The sequence below is a fragment of the Novosphingobium sp. genome (assembly GCF_037133355.1).
Lineage (GTDB): Bacteria > Pseudomonadota > Alphaproteobacteria > Sphingomonadales > Sphingomonadaceae > Novosphingobium.
In genome coordinates this window covers 84,787-100,020 of sequence record NZ_JBAXOI010000009.1, presented here as the reverse complement: position 1 = coordinate 100,020, position 15,234 = coordinate 84,787, and the positions used below count along the sequence as shown (strand labels likewise).

11 protein-coding genes and 1 tRNA gene are annotated in these 15,234 nt (G+C 66.7%); 4 read left to right on the top strand and 8 right to left on the bottom strand.

The genetic code is table 11. From position 1 onward, the window contains the following. The first annotated feature begins 31 nt into the window (after positions 1–31). Entirely contained in the window at positions 32–877 is an 846-nt protein-coding gene (yghU, locus tag WCL10_RS11025) for a glutathione-dependent disulfide-bond oxidoreductase (RefSeq protein WP_336895689.1), read from the top strand. Between the two features lie 81 nt (positions 878–958). Continuing rightward, positions 959–1,033 (top strand) — tRNA-Gln (locus WCL10_RS11020). Positions 1,034–1,037: 4 nt separating this feature from the next. On the opposite strand, the gene WCL10_RS11015 is transcribed toward WCL10_RS11020, so the two are convergent. The 3 genes from WCL10_RS11015 to WCL10_RS11005 all read right to left on the bottom strand — a co-directional run bounded on the left by WCL10_RS11015 (position 1,038) and on the right by WCL10_RS11005 (position 6,744). Next, positions 1,038–3,395 carry a serine/threonine-protein kinase gene (locus tag WCL10_RS11015; RefSeq protein ID WP_336895688.1) on the bottom strand — a complete coding sequence of 786 codons (2,358 nt, stop codon included), beginning with the start codon at positions 3,393–3,395 and terminating at the stop codon, positions 1,038–1,040. 4 nt (positions 3,396–3,399) lie between these two features. Next, positions 3,400–3,945 (bottom strand): ECF-type sigma factor, encoded by a 546-nt coding sequence (locus tag WCL10_RS11010; protein WP_336895687.1) that lies wholly within the window; start codon positions 3,943–3,945, stop codon positions 3,400–3,402. Positions 3,946–4,032: 87 nt separating this feature from the next. After that, positions 4,033–6,744 carry a calcium-binding protein gene (locus WCL10_RS11005; protein WP_336895686.1) on the bottom strand — a complete coding sequence of 904 codons (2,712 nt, stop codon included), beginning with the start codon at positions 6,742–6,744 and terminating at the stop codon, positions 4,033–4,035. Between the two features lie 187 nt (positions 6,745–6,931). Here WCL10_RS11005 and WCL10_RS11000 point away from each other — a divergent pair, with 187 nt between their 5' ends. Next, the gene (locus WCL10_RS11000; RefSeq protein ID WP_336895685.1) at positions 6,932–8,098 is read left to right on the top strand and encodes an aminotransferase; all 1,167 of its coding nucleotides are present in this window, start codon (positions 6,932–6,934) and stop codon (positions 8,096–8,098) included. Between the two features lie 44 nt (positions 8,099–8,142). Here WCL10_RS11000 and WCL10_RS10995 read toward each other — a convergent pair whose 3' ends face one another. The 4 genes from WCL10_RS10995 to WCL10_RS10980 all read right to left on the bottom strand — a co-directional run bounded on the left by WCL10_RS10995 (position 8,143) and on the right by WCL10_RS10980 (position 12,248). After that, complete coding sequence (locus WCL10_RS10995) at positions 8,143–8,835, bottom strand: glutamine amidotransferase (RefSeq protein ID WP_336895684.1); 693 nt, start codon at positions 8,833–8,835, stop codon at positions 8,143–8,145. 100 nt (positions 8,836–8,935) lie between these two features. After that, positions 8,936–10,099, bottom strand: a complete 1,164-nt coding sequence (locus WCL10_RS10990) for an APC family permease (protein ID WP_336895683.1) — start codon at positions 10,097–10,099, stop codon at positions 8,936–8,938. A gap of 298 nt (positions 10,100–10,397) precedes the next feature. Next, complete coding sequence (locus WCL10_RS10985; RefSeq protein ID WP_169793754.1) at positions 10,398–10,556, bottom strand: hypothetical protein; 159 nt, start codon at positions 10,554–10,556, stop codon at positions 10,398–10,400. Positions 10,557–10,652: 96 nt separating this feature from the next. Beyond that, a complete protein-coding gene (locus WCL10_RS10980) occupies positions 10,653–12,248 on the bottom strand; it encodes an isocitrate lyase (protein WP_336895682.1) in 1,596 nt (531 codons plus the stop codon). A gap of 145 nt (positions 12,249–12,393) precedes the next feature. Here WCL10_RS10980 and WCL10_RS10975 point away from each other — a divergent pair, with 145 nt between their 5' ends. Further along, positions 12,394–13,794, top strand: a complete 1,401-nt coding sequence (locus WCL10_RS10975; RefSeq protein WP_336895681.1) for a short-chain fatty acyl-CoA regulator family protein — start codon at positions 12,394–12,396, stop codon at positions 13,792–13,794. A gap of 131 nt (positions 13,795–13,925) precedes the next feature. Here the strand turns inward: WCL10_RS10975 and WCL10_RS10970 are convergent, their stop codons facing one another. Continuing rightward, entirely contained in the window at positions 13,926–15,128 is a 1,203-nt protein-coding gene (locus tag WCL10_RS10970; protein WP_336895680.1) for an MFS transporter, read from the bottom strand. Positions 15,129–15,234: the final 106 nt, after the last annotated feature.

Below are 15,234 nucleotides of genomic sequence, written 5' to 3'. Positions count from 1 at the left end.
CAATAAGCAGCTTCCCCAAGGAGACGATCCGATGTCCGAAGAATACGTGCCCCCCAAGGTCTGGACCTGGGACAAGGCCAATGGCGGCGCCTTCGCCGGTGTGAACCGCCCCACCGCCGGCGCGCAGAAGGAAGTGGAGCTGCCGGTGGGCGAGCATCCTTTCCAGCTCTATTCGCTGGGCACACCCAATGGCCAGAAAGTTACGATCCTGCTCGAGGAACTGCTCGAGCTCGGGATTACCGGCGCCGAATATGATGCCTGGCTGATCAAGATCTTCGAAGGCGACCAGTTCGGCAGCGGCTTCGTCGACATCAACCCCAACTCGAAGATCCCCGCGATGGTCGACCGGAGCGGCCCGGAGCCGTTCCGCATTTTCGAATCGGGCGCGATGCTGGTCCACCTCGCTGAAAAGTTCGGCCATTTCCTGCCGGCCAGCGGCCCTGCTCGCACCGAAGTGCTTTCATGGCTGTTCTGGCAGGTCGGCTCGGCGCCCTTCATGGGCGGCGGCTTCGGGCACTTCTACGCCTACGCGCCGTTCAAGATCGAATACGCGATCGATCGCTATTCGATGGAAACCAAGCGCCTGTTCGACGTTGCCAACAACCAGCTCAAGAAAACCCGCTTCCTCGCCGGCGATGAATACACGATCGCCGACATGGCGGCCTACCCATGGCTCGGTAACATCTACCGCGGCGAAGCCTACGGCGATGCGGCGACCTTCCTTTCGATGCACGAGTATGAAGCCGTCGGCCGCTGGGTCGCCGAAATCGACGCGCGCCCCGGCACGAAGCGCGGCCGCCTCGTCAACACCAACAAGGGCATCCTCGAACGCCACAGCGCCGCCGATTTCGCCGCGCTGCCGGAAGGGACGCTCTGAGAGCACGGCGGATGGGGCAAAATCCTGCCCCATCCGCCCCTTTTCATTCATGAACGCGCCGCTATAAGCCCGCCTTCCTGCTGGGGCGTCGCCAAGCGGTAAGGCACCGGTTTTTGGTACCGGCATTCGGAGGTTCGAATCCTCCCGCCCCAGCCAGCATTCAATTACCGCAGTTCTTCGCCAGCCGCGCCTGCATGAGGTCGATGTTGGCCTTCTGGTCGAGTGCGGTGAGCAGCCCGCGCGCCGCCAGTGCGGCATAGCGCTGCAAGGTCTCGCGGTCCGCCGCGCAGGCCTCGACCTTTCGGCCGGCCGCATCCAGCATTTCGCCGATCAGCGCATGGTCGAACACCACGTCGCGCGAATGGAGCGGGCTGGGCTCGGCCTTGAGCAGTGCCTCGTCCGCGGCGCGCACTTCTGCCAAAAGGGCAAGCGCCCGGTCGGACTCGCCCGCCAGCCCGAGCGCCTGGGCCCGCGCATTGCGCACCACGCGCAGGCGGCGGAGCGCCTCGCGATCGGCCGGGTCAAGCCGCAGCGCCTCGCGCGCCGCCGTCTCGGCCCCGTCCAGCACGGGCAGTGCCTCGCGCGGACGTTTCAGCTCGGTCAGGGTCACACCCAGATTCCACGCCGCCACTGATTCGGCCCCCGGCAGGAACGGGTGCCCCGGCCAGGCCCGGCGCAGCGCCTGCACTTCGCCCAGCGCCGCGCGGTAGAGCGGCAGAGCCTCGGCCGGCTTGCCTTCGAAATAGAGTGCCTCGGCCTTGCTCGCGAGCAGCCGGTTGCGATCGAGGTTGTCATCCCAGCGCGTACCCGGCGGGATCAGTGCCAGCCCCGCATCTGCGAACCGCGCCTCCTCGGCAAACCGCCCCTGCCAGCCCATGAGCTCGGCCATGGCAGCGGCGCGGGTGCGCGCAAGCATGGGGTCCGGCGGCAAAGCGGCGATCACCCGGTCAGCCTCCTTCGCCAGCGCTTCGGCTGCCTTGATGTCTGCCTGAAGGAACGAAGCAAGCCGCACCCGGTCCAGCAATACCCGCGCGCGCAGCGTCCGCGCGGCCGCTGCGGCCAAGGGCGCGAGCAGCGCATCGGCGCGCTTCAGATTGGCGTCGGCATGCTCGGGTTGGCCAAGGTTCGGCCGTCCCGCGCCCGCCTGGTGCCGCGCCAGCAGCAAAAGGCCCTCGGCCGCCTCGATCCGAACCGCGTCGGAGGTTTCCGGGCTCGCCGCCAGCCTGTCGAGATAGGCCTGCGCCGCCGCCGCGGTCTCGGCGCGCAAGGGCAGCGTGCCGGGGATCGCTTCCAACTGGGGCAGTACCTTGCGGATCATGGCATTGGCCGCTCCTCGCGCATCGGCAAAGCGCGCCTCGGCTTCGGCCCGCGCCGCCTCGGCCCGCCAGTACGACAGCGTCGTCACCACGCTCGTCGACGCCAGCAACGCGAACGCCGCGCCCGCCAGTGCCAGCCCGCGCCGATGCCGCCACGCGAACCGCCCGGCGACATAGCCCCAGGGCGCAGGCTGGCGCGCCCGCACCGGAAGGCTGGCGCGGTGGCGGCGCACATCTGATAGCAGCGCCGCGACATCCGGGTAGCGGTCCTCTGGCAGGGCGGCGAGCGCCTTGGCCGCAATCGCCTGCACATCACCCTCAAGCCAGCCCGCCGGCAGCAGTGATCCCGCCAAAGGGGTGCCAGACCCGTCCGGCAGCCGCCCGGTCAGCATTTCCACAAGAAGCATGCCGAGGCTGAACACATCGCTCGCCACGGTAGGCGCCGCCCCGCCGCTCCGCTCGGGCGCGGCATAGCCCCGCGTCAGCGGCGAGGGCGCGCCGCCGGCTTCCGCTGCCAGATCGCCCACCAGCCGGGCGATACCGAAATCGAGAAGGTGCACCTGCCCATCGGCGCTCATCAGGATATTGCTGGGCTTGAGATCGGCGTGAATCACGAGGTTGCGGTGCGCGTGGGCCACCGCCTCGCAGATCTGTTCAAAGGCATCGAGCCGCTCAGCAGGAGCAGCCCCTGCCTTCTGCAGCGCCTCGGTCACCGGCAGGCCTTCGATCAGGTCCATCGCCAGCCAGGGCCGCTCCTCGTATTCCCCGCCATCGAGAATGCGCACGATCCCGGGATGCCGCAGCCGCGCCAGAATGCGCCGCTCCTCGCCAAAGCGCGCAAGCCCTGCCGCGCTCGCGATATCCGTGCGGATCAGCTTGATCGCCACGACTTGCTGGAAGCGCCCGTCGTCGCGCTCGGCGCTGAGCACCTGGCCCATGCCGCCACGCGCGATCTCGCCGGTCACGCGGTAGGGGCCGATCCTTTCGGCGATCACGTCGGTCAGACCGAAGGTGCGGGCGAAGCTTGTCGTTTGCAGGAACGGGGCATCCCCGCCGTCCATGGCGAGCAGGTTCTCCACCCTTGCGCGCAAGGGCGCATCATCGCCGCAGGCCTTGTCCACAAACGCCGCGCGCGCTGCCGGATCGTCGATCCCCAGCGCCTCCTCGACCACAGCAAGCGCGCGGGCATCATCCGCGCTCATCGCATCAATCCCTGAGCTCGGCGGCGAGCCACAGCCGTGCAGCCTTCCACCGCCGCTTCACCGTGCTTTCCGATTCCTGCCACAGCTCGGCAATTTCCGGCACCGATAGCCCGGCAAAGAAGCGCAGTTCGACCAGCCGGGCAAGTTCCGGGGAAGCGGCCTCGAGCCGCACCAGCGCCGCATCGAGCGCCTCGACGTCGATTGCCGCCTCGCCTTGCGCCGTAACCGAAACCTCCGGCGCCTGCCGTTTCCTCGCTCGCCGCGCGCGGATGGCATCGATCATCGCCTGGCGCAGCACGCGCGCGCCGGTGGCGAAGAAGTGCTGCCGGTCGGCAAAGCTCATGCGATCGAGCTTCATCAGCCTGAGCGCGGCCTCGTTGACCAGTTCGGTCGGTTGCAGCGTGAGGTAGGGCGCATCGCGCCGCAGCAGCCGCGTCGCCGCCTGCCTGAGTTCGTCGTAGACGGCCGCCAGCATGGCATCGCGCGCAGCCGCGGTGGTCGGCTTGCTGTCCTGCCCCTCCCGTTGCCCGCGCTCCGCCGCTTCGTTCACACCTCGCCGCTCCTTCCGCCGCGAAGAAGTGAAGCGCAAGGGGCGCCATGGCAACCATGTTAACCGCCGATCCGGCTGCCAGCACGGTCAGATGATCACGAAATCGGACGCCGTGATCGTGACGGTGCCCTCGAACTTGGCGATGGCGATCTGATCCCCCGCGCCGCTGCCGTCGGCATCGTAATAAAGCACGTGGTTGGCCGGATTGTAGATGAGGTGCTCGCTCGCGGTCGCAGCCTTGGTGCCCACCACGAAGCTCGCCGGATTGAACGGGCCCGAACCGAGCGCGGCGTAATAGTAGTACTCCAGCTGGATATGGTCGGTCCCGTGCACGAAATCGGTGATCGTATCGACCCCCGCGTCGGCAGCATAGGCGCCGGCAAAGCGAAAGGCGTCCGAGCCCGCTCCGCCGGTCAGCACATCACTGTCCGTCCCGCCCGAGAGCACGTCGTCACCTTTGCCCCCGATCAGCGTGTCGCGCCCGGCCTTGCCTTCGAGCACATTGGCCCCGCTGTTGCCGATCAACGTATTGGCGAGCGCATTGCCCTTACCGTTGATCGCCGCCGCGCCGCCAAGATAGAGCCGCTCGACATTGGCCGCATTGCCATCCAGCGTGTAGCTCACCGTGGCGATGACCAGATCGTTGCCCTCGCCGGCATATTCGACCACCTGGTCCCCTGCCGCATTGACATGGAACACGTCGTTGCCCGTCCCGCCATACAGCGTGTCATTGCCCGCACCGCCATAAAGCTGGTCGTTGCCGCCCATGCCATAAAGCTCGTGATAGCCCGAGCCCGCGCCGCGCATCGAATTGGCAGCATCGTTGCCCTTGGCGTAATAGGCGCTTCCGGTCAGCACCAGCCGCTCGAGATTGGCCGCCATGATGTAGCTGTTGACCGAGACATAGGCGATGTCGTTGCCTTGGCCTGCACCGGCGTTCTCGATGATCTTGTCGGCCGGATCGTCCACCGAATAGATATCGGTGCCCGCCCCGCCGTTCATGGTGTCCACACCGCCGCGCCCGTCGATGCGGTCGTTGCCCGCGCCGCCGGTCAGTACATTGGCCCCGGCATCGCCTATCAACACATCGTTGAACGCTGAGCCCGTCACGTTTTCGATGCCGCTGAAGGTGTCGCCCACCGCATCGCTTCCCTTGGCCGAACGCACCGCCAGGCTGACGAAAACGCTCCCCCCGGCCCCGGCGTAGCTCGCCGTATCGCTGCCATTGCCGCCGATCAGCTTGTCGGCACCCGCGCCGCCGGTCAGTGTGTCGTCGCCTTCGCCGCCCGCCAGCAGGTCGATCCCTGCCCCGCCATCAAGCGTGTCGTTGCCCCAGCCGCCTTCAAGCCGGTCATTGCCGCCAAGGCCGTTGAGCGCATCGGACCCGCCCGCTCCGGCAATCAGGTCATTGCCCGCCCCGCCGCTGCGCGCGTCGTCGCTTTCGGTGCCGCCCTGCAGCTGCCCGGTCACACCTTTGCCGGTGGTGAAGTGTTCGACAACGGTGTGGTTCAGCGATGCGGCTCCGCCATGGAGCGAGGCATCGTAATAGACCACGTCGATGCTGTCGTCAGACCGCACCGCCAGATCGGAGACAGTGTTGTTGCGCCCGGCAACCGTATCGTCGGTATTGATCCGCTGCAGTTCGACCGACTGCCCATTCGCCGCGACGAGCCCCAGCCAGGCATCGGCCTGTGCGGTGCCGTTGACCCCGTAGATTCCGTCGTTGTAGGCAATCGCGATCCGCCCGTCTGACAGCGCCTCGGCGTAGACATACTTGCTCAGATTGCCCATGTCCGTGCCGCGGAACATGAGCTGGATCGCATCGGACGTGGCATTCCCGGCGGCATCGAAATAGCGGATTTTCGTGTCCCAGCCGTCGAAAGCATTGCCTGCCCCGCCATAGCTCTGTTCGGACCAGATGACCGCAAACCCGCCGCCCGGCAGTGCGACGATGTTGGCCGGCGTGCCGGTATCCAGCGTGTTCGCGCCCGGCGTGCCGCCGCCATTGCCGGTGTAGTAGGGAATCTGCTCGACCCGTACCGGCGTACCCGCCGCGCCCGATCCGCCCGAAACCTGCACACTGATCGTGGCCTGCCCGTGGAAGCCGCCACCCACCGACTGGTCCTGCCCAACCTGCACCATGTCGTAGTAGAGAAATGCGACCTGCCCGCCCTTCAGCACCTCGCTGTCCCAGGTGTACTGGTTGTCCGCCTGCCGCGTGGTGCTGGCCCCGTTGATGGAAATGCTCGCGGTCGAGGCGATCTGCGAGGGCGCGAGCGCATGGCCCGTCGCATCGAAGTAGCGGATGCGCACGTCGCTGCTTTCATGGAGCGGATAAGTCTGCGGCGTGCCGTTCTGGGTATAGCTGACCGTGATCTGCGTCGCGCTTGCCGCATCCGAGTTGTAGACCAGCGCAAAGCCGCCGCCTGGAGTCGGCGCCACGCTGTAGCCCGCCGTGCCCGAAAGCTGATCACCCTGCTCGTCCATCGGCGTGATCTGCGTGCCGACTGGGCGCCCGGCCGCGTTGTAGGTCTGCAGCATGACCCCGCGCCCCAGCCCGGCGTGGATCGTGCCGTAAACCACGAAACCCCCGCCGGTGAGTTGCTGAACACCGCCATAGACGTAGTTGCCGGAAGGATAGTTGGCCGAAACCGTGGTGCGCACGCCCTCGTCAGAAAGGCGCGTCATCCACTGCCCACCCTCGCTGGACCGCATCAGCTGGTCGGCATTCGTCCCGGCATCGATCTGCACGTCATAGCCGCCGCCCGTATCGAGGGCATTCATCCGGACGAGTGTCATCACCAAGGCTCCTTCGCTCGAGGGGCCAAGCCGGCCCGTTCACAAAGCAAAGGCGTCAGGCATGGGCAAACCGGTTCAGGTGCGCGTGAAAAAACTTCGTCTCAGCCCGGCCCACCCCTGACCCTTCCCACCTGCGGGAGGGGTCGGGGGTGGGCACGCGCCAAACACCGCGCTAGCGTGCGACCCGATGACCCACACTCGCCTCAATCCGATCTACACCGGGATGCCCGTCACGGTGTTCGAGCACATGTCCGGCCTTGCCCGCAGCCTCGGCGCGATCAACCTCGGTCAGGGCTTTCCCGATACACCGCCTCCGCCCACGCTCACGGCCGCCGCCATCCGCGCGATGGCCGAGCGCTCGCAGCAATATCCTCCCAGCGCGGGCCTGCCCGAACTGCGCGAAGCCGTCGCCGGGTACTACGCCCGCACGCAAGGCCTCGCGCTCGCGCGCGAACAGGTCATCGTCACTTCGGGCGCGACCGAGGCGATTGCCGCCGCGATCCTCGCCGTGGTCGGCAACGGTGACGAGGTCTTGCTCTTCGCCCCCGCCTACGATGCCTATGCCCCGCTGGTGCGCCGCGCGGGCGGCGTGCCGGTGTTCGTGCCGCTGAACCCTCCGGATTGGCTCTACGACGAAGGCGCGATCCGCGCCGCGATCACCCCGCGCACCCGCGCGATGATCGTCAACGATCCGCTGAACCCCACCGGCTCAGTCGCCAGTTCGGACGAACTCGCCCTCCTCGCGCGCATTTGTGCAGAGCACGATCTCATCGCCATCTGCGACGAGGTGTGGGAGGCCGTCCGCTTTGACGGCCGCCCCCACCGCTCGCTGCTGGCCGAACCCGGCATGGCAGCGCGCGCGATCAAGATCGGTTCGGCAGGCAAGATTTTCGGCGCGACGGGCTGGAAAGTCGGCTGGATGGCGGCGGATGCGGCGCTGGCGGGCGTGCTCGCCAAGGCGCACCAGTTCCTGACCTTTACCACCCCGCCCATGCTGCAATGGGCCGCCGCTGAAGGCCTTGCGGACCCGTCGATCACCGCCGCGCTCCACGAAGACTGGTCCGCCTCGCGCAGTGTCCTGATCGAAGGCCTTGCCCATGCCGGCTTCGCCGTGCTGGAGAGCAGCGCCACCTGGTTCGCCTGCATCGATCTTGCCGCCAGCGGCGTGGTACTCGACGATCGCACCTTCAGCGAACGCGCCGTGCGCGAAGCCGGTGTCGCCTCGATCCCGCTCTCGGCCCTCTGGGAAGGAGACGACGGCCCTAACACGATCGTGCGCCTCTGCCACTGCAAGCCGCCTGCGATGCTGGAGGATGCAGTCGTACGGCTAAGCCATTGGCGCGGAGGACTTTAAGGCCCGCTACCCATTAGGGGAGAGGGTTGGGAGAGGCGCAAGCGCTACACCAGCCCCGTCAGCCACTCTGCAATCATCGCACGCCCCGCCGCCACCGCGCGGGGCCCATGCACTTCATGCGCCGCGCGCAATTCGTCCGGGCACTGCCCTGCGGCGGTCAGATAGTCCATGTCCTGCGCGATCCAGTCCACGAAGCGCTCGTCCTCGCCCATCTCGGCGTGGAACTGCAAAGCGAGCACATTGCGCCCCTTGCGGAAGGCCTGATGCTGATAGGCCGGGCTCGAAGCCAGCAGCTCCGCGCCTTCGGGGAGGGTAAAGGTATCGCCATGCCAATGCAGCACCGGCACGTCCGACAGATGGCGCAGCGGCCCATCGCGGTCATGGATCGTCACCGGCGCAAAGCCGATTTCCTTGGTTGGCCCTGGATAGACGTCTGCACCCAGCGCCGCCGCGATCATCTGCGAACCGAAGCACACGCCGAGCATCGGCCGGTCCGCCGCAAGCCTCCGCGCCAGCAGCTTCAGCTGACAGGAAATCCACGGATGCGCCTCGCGCTCGTAGACGCCCATCGGCCCGCCCATCATCACCACCAGATCGGGCGCGACGAGATCCAGCGCATGGAAATCCTGATTATCCACGTCGACCCGGTCGATCACATAGCCCGCCGCCTCGATCGGCTCGCGGAAACCCGCAACGCCTTCGCGCGGCACGTGGCGGATGATCAGGGCGGTCTTCATGAAGGGGTGGGCTCCCGAGTCGGCCCAGTATTTCTACCAAAACGATAGACTATGGCCAGCGAGAGGATTTTGGGCCTATGATAGCCGGGCTTTGTGGCTGCTAGGCCGCCCGCGCCCGGTGGCGGATTGCCAGGTAGATCGGCGCCACCAGCATGCCCAGCCCGGCAAAGCCAATGCCTGCCGTCACCGGATCCTCATACACGAACGCGGCCAGCAGCGCTGCGTTCACGCCAAACGCAAACAGCGCGGGCAGCGGAAACAGCGGCATCCGCCAGGGCCGCACCAGCCCCGGTTCACTGAGCCGCATCCGGATGACCGCGAGATTGATGACCACGCTCACCGCCGAAACCAGCGAAACGCTGAGCGACAGCAGGGTATCATAGACACCCACGGTCGCGAGCACTGCGGACAGGATCACCGTCACCATCAGCGCCGTCCACGGCGTGCCGTTCGCGGTCACGCGCGTCAGCCCCAGCACGCCGCCGGCATCGCGTCCGATGGCATAGAGCACGCGCGGAAACATCATCACGACGGTGTTCTGGGTCGTTGCCAGTGAAATCAGCGAGATCACCGTGATAAGCGCGTCCGCCCGCGGCCCAAACACCACCCCCGCCGCATCGGCCAGCACAAGGTTCGATTTCGCCATATCCGCCACAGGAAGCACATGGAGGCAGGCAGCCACGATCAGCGTGTAGATCACGGTGATCAGCACAATGCCCGAAAAGGTCGCGCGCACGACCGAATGCCCGGGATCGTTCACCTCCTCGCTGAAATAGACCGCGCCGTTCCAGCCCGCATAGGTGCCATAAATGGCGCGGATCGCGACGATCACCCCCAGAATGGTGAATGTCGGCGAGATGATGCCCGGCGTCACCACCGGTGCCCCGCGCGGCGCGAGCAGCAGTGCCGCGATCAATCCCAGAAAGATCACTGCCTTGACCGCGCTGCCGATTTCCTGCGACCGGCCCGCCACGCGCGTGCCGAACCACTGGATCGCGCCGGTCAGGACCGGCATCGCCGCTGCGATCAACCCCAGCGGAATGGCCGTCAGCAGCCCCAGCCGGTGCAGATATTCGGCAAAGACCACCGCGAGATAGGAAATCCCGGCCACTTTGCCGAGCCAGTCCGTGACGCCCACAGCGAGCCCCGTCACCGGCCCGAAGGCGCGCCGGGCAAAGGCATAAGGCCCACCGACCAGCGGGATCGAGGCCGCGAGCTCCACCGTCGACATCGCATCGATCAGCGCCAGCACCCCGCCAAGCACCCACAGTCAGAGCATGACCGCCGGATCGGGCACGCCCTGCGCCACAAGCCCAGGCGTGCGCACAATCCCCTGGCCGATCGTCCCGCCGACAACCACCGCAATACCGAAGGCCAGCCCCAGCACGCGCCGGAGGGAGTTGGAGCCGGTACTCTGCAAGTTGATCCCCCAAGGCTGCTGCCAGCGGCAGGATCATGCCTGAGGACAGCGGATGCGCAAACAAAAAGGCCCGCCGCGCGAACAAGCGCACGGCGGGCCAGCTTTCCTCCCCAGGAAAGTATCGTGAGGGGTGCGCGGGGCCTCAGCGGCCCATCGCGCTCCCAAGCCTGTGGTAGAGGTGCGAGAACTTCACCGATTCCGGCTGGTCCTCGATCACCTTGAGGTAGTGAAGCACAGCCTCGCGGATGAGCTTGAAGTCTTCGGTCGAAAGGACCGCACGGGCCCGCGTCGGTTCAGCCATTGTCCTTGCTCCTCTCAAGAATTGTTACTTGTCCCTTCGCCCCTCCCGCTCATCCTGAGCCTGTCGAAGGGGGAGGGGTCGGGGGTGGGCCTGCCGTCAGGCCGCGAACTGGTTCATCGTGTTGTGCGCGCCGCCGGCCTTCAGCGCCGCTTCACCCGCAAAGTATTCCTTGTGATCGTCGCCGAGGTCCGAACCGGCCATGTTCTGGTGCTTGACGCAGGCGATGCCCTGGCGGATTTCCTCGCGCTGGACGTTCTTGACGTAGCCCAGCATGCCGGCATCGCCGAAGTATTCCTTCGCCAGATTGTCGGTGCTGAGAGCTGCGGTGTGATAGGTCGGCAGGGTGATCAGGTGGTGGAATATCCCCGCTTCACGAGCCGAATCGCGCTGGAAGGTGCGGATACGCTCGTCGGCTTCGTCCGCCAGCGCGGTGCCATCGTAGTCCACGCTCATCAGCTTCGCCCGGTCATAGGCGCTGGTGTCCCTGCCTTCCGCGTTCCAGGCATCGAACACCTGCTGGCGGAAGTTCAGCGTCCAGTTGAAGCTGGGCGAGTTGTTGTAGACCAGCTTGGCGTTCGGGATCACCTCGCGGATGCGGCGCACCATGCCGCCGATCTGGCCGATGTGGGGCTTCTCGGTCTCGATCCACAGCAGGTCCGCGCCGTTCTGCAGGCTGTTGATCCCGTCGAGCACGCAGCGGTCCTCACCAGTGCCGGAGCGGAACTGGAACAGGTTCGAAGGCAGGCGCTTGGGGCGCATCAGCTTGCCATCGCGGCTGATCAGCACATCGCCGTGGCCGAGCGTTGCGGCATCGACTTCCTCGCAATCGAGGTAGCTGTTGTACTGGTCGGCAATGTCGCCCGGCTCCTTCACGAAAGCGATCTGCTTCGTGAGGCCTGCACCGAGGCTGTCGGTGCGCGCGACGATAACGCCGTCATCCACGCCAAGTTCGAGGAAGGCGTAACGCACCGCGCGGATCTTCGCGAGGAAGTCCTCGTGCGGCACAGTGACCTTGCCGTCCTGGTGGCCGCACTGCTTTTCGTCGGAAACCTGGTTCTCGATCTGGATGCAGCAGGCGCCCGCTTCGATGAACTTCTTGGCGAGGAGGTAGGTCGCCTCGGCATTGCCGAAGCCGGCATCGATGTCTGCGATGATCGGCACCACGTGCGTCTGGTAGTCGTCGATCTTGTGGAGCAGGCGGTGCGTGTTGACCGCGTCCCCGGCAGCCTTGGCGGCATCGAGCTCGCGGAACAGGCCGCCAAGCTCGCGCGCATCGGCCTGGCGCAGGAAGGTGTAGAGCTCCTCGATCAGCGCCGGGACGCTGGTCTTCTCGTGCATCGACTGGTCAGGCAGCGGGCCGAACTCGCTCCGCAGCGCGGCGACCATCCAGCCCGAAAGGTAGAGGTAGCGGCCCTTGGTGGTGCCGAAGTGCTTCTTGATGGAGATCATCTTCTGCTGGCCGATGAACCCGTGCCAGCAGCCAAGCGACTGCGTGTACTTCGCCGGATCGGCATCGTAGGCGGCCATGTCGGCGCGCATGATCTTGGCAGTGTACTTTGCGATGTCGAGCCCGGTCTGGAAGCGGTTCTGCAGACGCATGCGCGCCACCGAGGCGGCATCGATCCCATCCCAGGGCTTGCCATAGGGCGTGATCGCCTTGGCGGCTTCGTTGATGGTCTGCGAATAGGTCATGGGTCTCGCTTCCTGTTGGGGTAGTCTCGATGCACCCCGGCTAGACCCGCCGACGCAGCCGCGAAACCCGCAGCGCGGTCATGTTGTCAAACTTTACAGAATATGCTTGTAAAGTTGTACAGCCTTCACAGAACGAGTTAACCATATGGAATCGCGCCCGCTCTACCTCGGCCCCCGCCTGAAGCGACTGCGCCGCGAGCTCGGCCTGACGCAGGCTGTCATGGCCGACGATCTCGCGATCTCGCCCAGCTATATCGCCCTCCTCGAACGCAACCAGCGCCCCCTCACCGCCGATCTGCTCCTGCGACTCGCCAAGGCCTACAAGCTCGATATGAGCGACCTCGCAGCCGAAGAACGCGACGACTACGCCCGTCGTCTTTCCGATGTGCTGCGCGATCCGATCTTCGCCGAGATCGACTTGCCCGCGCTCGAAGTGGCCGATGTCGCCACCAGCTACCCCGGCATTACCGAGGCCATGCTGCGCCTCCACACAGCCTACATGCGCGAGCAGCAGGCGCTTGCCGGCCTGCGCGGCGGCGCAGGCGGACCCGATTCGGCCGATCCCCTCGCCGAGGCCCGCCGCTTCGTCACCGAGCGCCGCAACTACTTCCCCGCGCTCGACAGCAAGGCCGAGGCGCTCGCCGAAGAGATCGAACGCCTCGGCGGCCTGCAGGAAGCCGGCCTCGCCGAATACCTGCGCGGGCAGGGCCTGCGCGTGCGCCTCCTGCCAGCCGAGATCATGATGGACGCGCTCCGCCGCTACGATCGCCACGCCGAACAACTGCTGATCGACGACACGCTCAGCCCCCAGGCCCGCCGCTGGCAGATGGCGCTGCACATCGCCTATACCGCGCTGCGCAGCGAGATCGCGACCCTCCTGCGCGGCGCCAGCTTCTCGAGCGAGACCGCAGCCCAGCTCGTCCGCCGCGCGCTTGCCGCCTATGGTGCGGCCGCGCTCATCATGCCCTATGACCGCTTTGCCCGCGCGGCCGAGACGCGCGCCTACGATATCGAGGCGCTTTCCGGCCAGTTCGGCGCCAGCTTCGAGCAAGTCGCCCACCGCCTCACCACCCTGAACCGCCCCGGGCAGGAACGCGTACCGTTCTTCTTCATTCGCGTCGATGCGGCAGGCAATGTCTCGAAGCGGCTCGACGGCGCGGGCTTCCCCTTTGCCGCACATGGTGGCGGCTGCCCGCTTTGGACCCTCCACGATTGCTTCCGCCGCCCCGGCGAAGTGCTGACCCAGTGGCTGGAGCTCCCCGGCGGCGAACGCTTCTTCAGCGTGGCGCGCAGCGTCACATCGGGCGGCGGCGGCCACGGCAAACCAACCATCCTTCGCGCGATCGCGCTGGGCTGCGCCGCCGAACATGCGCCAAAGCTCATCTACTCGCGCGGCGAACAGCCAGCAGCGACCCCCATCGGGGTCACCTGCCGCCTCTGCAACAGAGCCACCTGCACCGCCCGCGCCGAACCGCCATTGGGGCGCGAGATCCTGCCGGACGACTACCGCAAGACGGCCGAACCGTTTACCTTTGCGGAAAGCTGAAGAACCCCTCCGACCCGCTTCGCGGGCCACCTCCCCATTTGTGCTGCGCAAAAATGGGGAGGAAAGTGGTCCTCCCCATTTTCACGAAGTGCAAACGGGCAGGTGCCCGAGCATCGCGAGGGCGGAGGGGCCTATTGCCTCTCCCGATCCAGCCTCCGCGCCACCGGCAGCGCTGCCGCAATCGCCATGAAACACACCGCCCCGCCCAGCGGCCCGATCAGCGTATAGGCCCCGAACCCTTGCGCCATTGCCCCCGCTGCCAGCGAGCCCAGGCTTTGCGATAGCAGCCATGTGCCCGTCGTCATCACCGCCAGCCGCTCCCCCTCCGGCTGCGCATAGGCAAGCCGCAGCAACAGCGGATAGGTGAGGAACCAGCTCACCATGAAGGCCACGAAGGCCGCCGCAAAAGCCGCCTCGCTACCCACCGTGGTGAGCAGACCGCAAGCCAGACTGCACGCCCCCAGCGCTGCCGCCAGTGGCCAAGCGCGGGGCAGGCGCTGGATCACCATGGCGAGCCCGGCATTGCCCAGCGCGCTCATGAACACGGCAAGGCTTTGGTAAAGCCCGAACTGCGTCGCCGGAATGCCGATCACGTGCGCGGTGCGTTCGATGAACGGCCAGATCGCCAGCGAGCCGAACGCGAACAGCGCCATGGCGGCGAGCACGCGCAGGCCCTCCGGACCAATCGCCCCCCCTTTCGCCGCCGATGTTTCTACACTGCCCTTGCCTCCCGGCAGCAGCAGCGCGCAGAGCCCGAAGACCACCGACAGCCCCGCAAGGCCGAAAAACATGCCGCCCGCACCGTAGTCCCGCCCGATCACCGGCAGGCCTATCGCAATCGCGCTGTAAAGCAGCGTCTGCACCGCGATCCCCAGTGAAATCCACCGCGCCGGGCTGCCTGTGCGCCCCGCCGCCAGATTGAGCGCGCTGTTCATCAGGCCAAAGCCCAGCCCCGTCCCCACGCGCCCCAGCACCAGCAGCGGAAAGACCCCCGTCAGCGCCGAACCCGCCTGCGCCGCGATCACCACCACGCTCGCCAGCATCGCCAGCGCCCGGGCATCGAGCCCGCGCGCACGCGGTGCCACGAGAAACATTGCCGCTGCATAGCTCAAGGTCTCGGCCATGTTCCACGCGCCCATGGCAAACGGCGAGAAGCCGAAACGGTCCATCAGCGCGCCGACCAGATAGGTCGTGAAATTGTTGCCGATATGCGCCGCCGCCGTGGCCGCGCCGATGCCGATCAGCGTTGCGGCAAAAGGCGCGTTCCTGTTGGCGGCCGTCGGGGCGCTGCCGGCTGAGCCGCTGTTGTCGATCATCGGTGCAAGGGGTGGCATGCGAGCGCCCGCGTTGCAATCGGTGCCCGGCATTTCAGCTTGTCGTGCCAGGCGATCCGCCATACCCTTTGCGCATGCTTTCCCCGCGCAAGACCTTTGCCCTCGG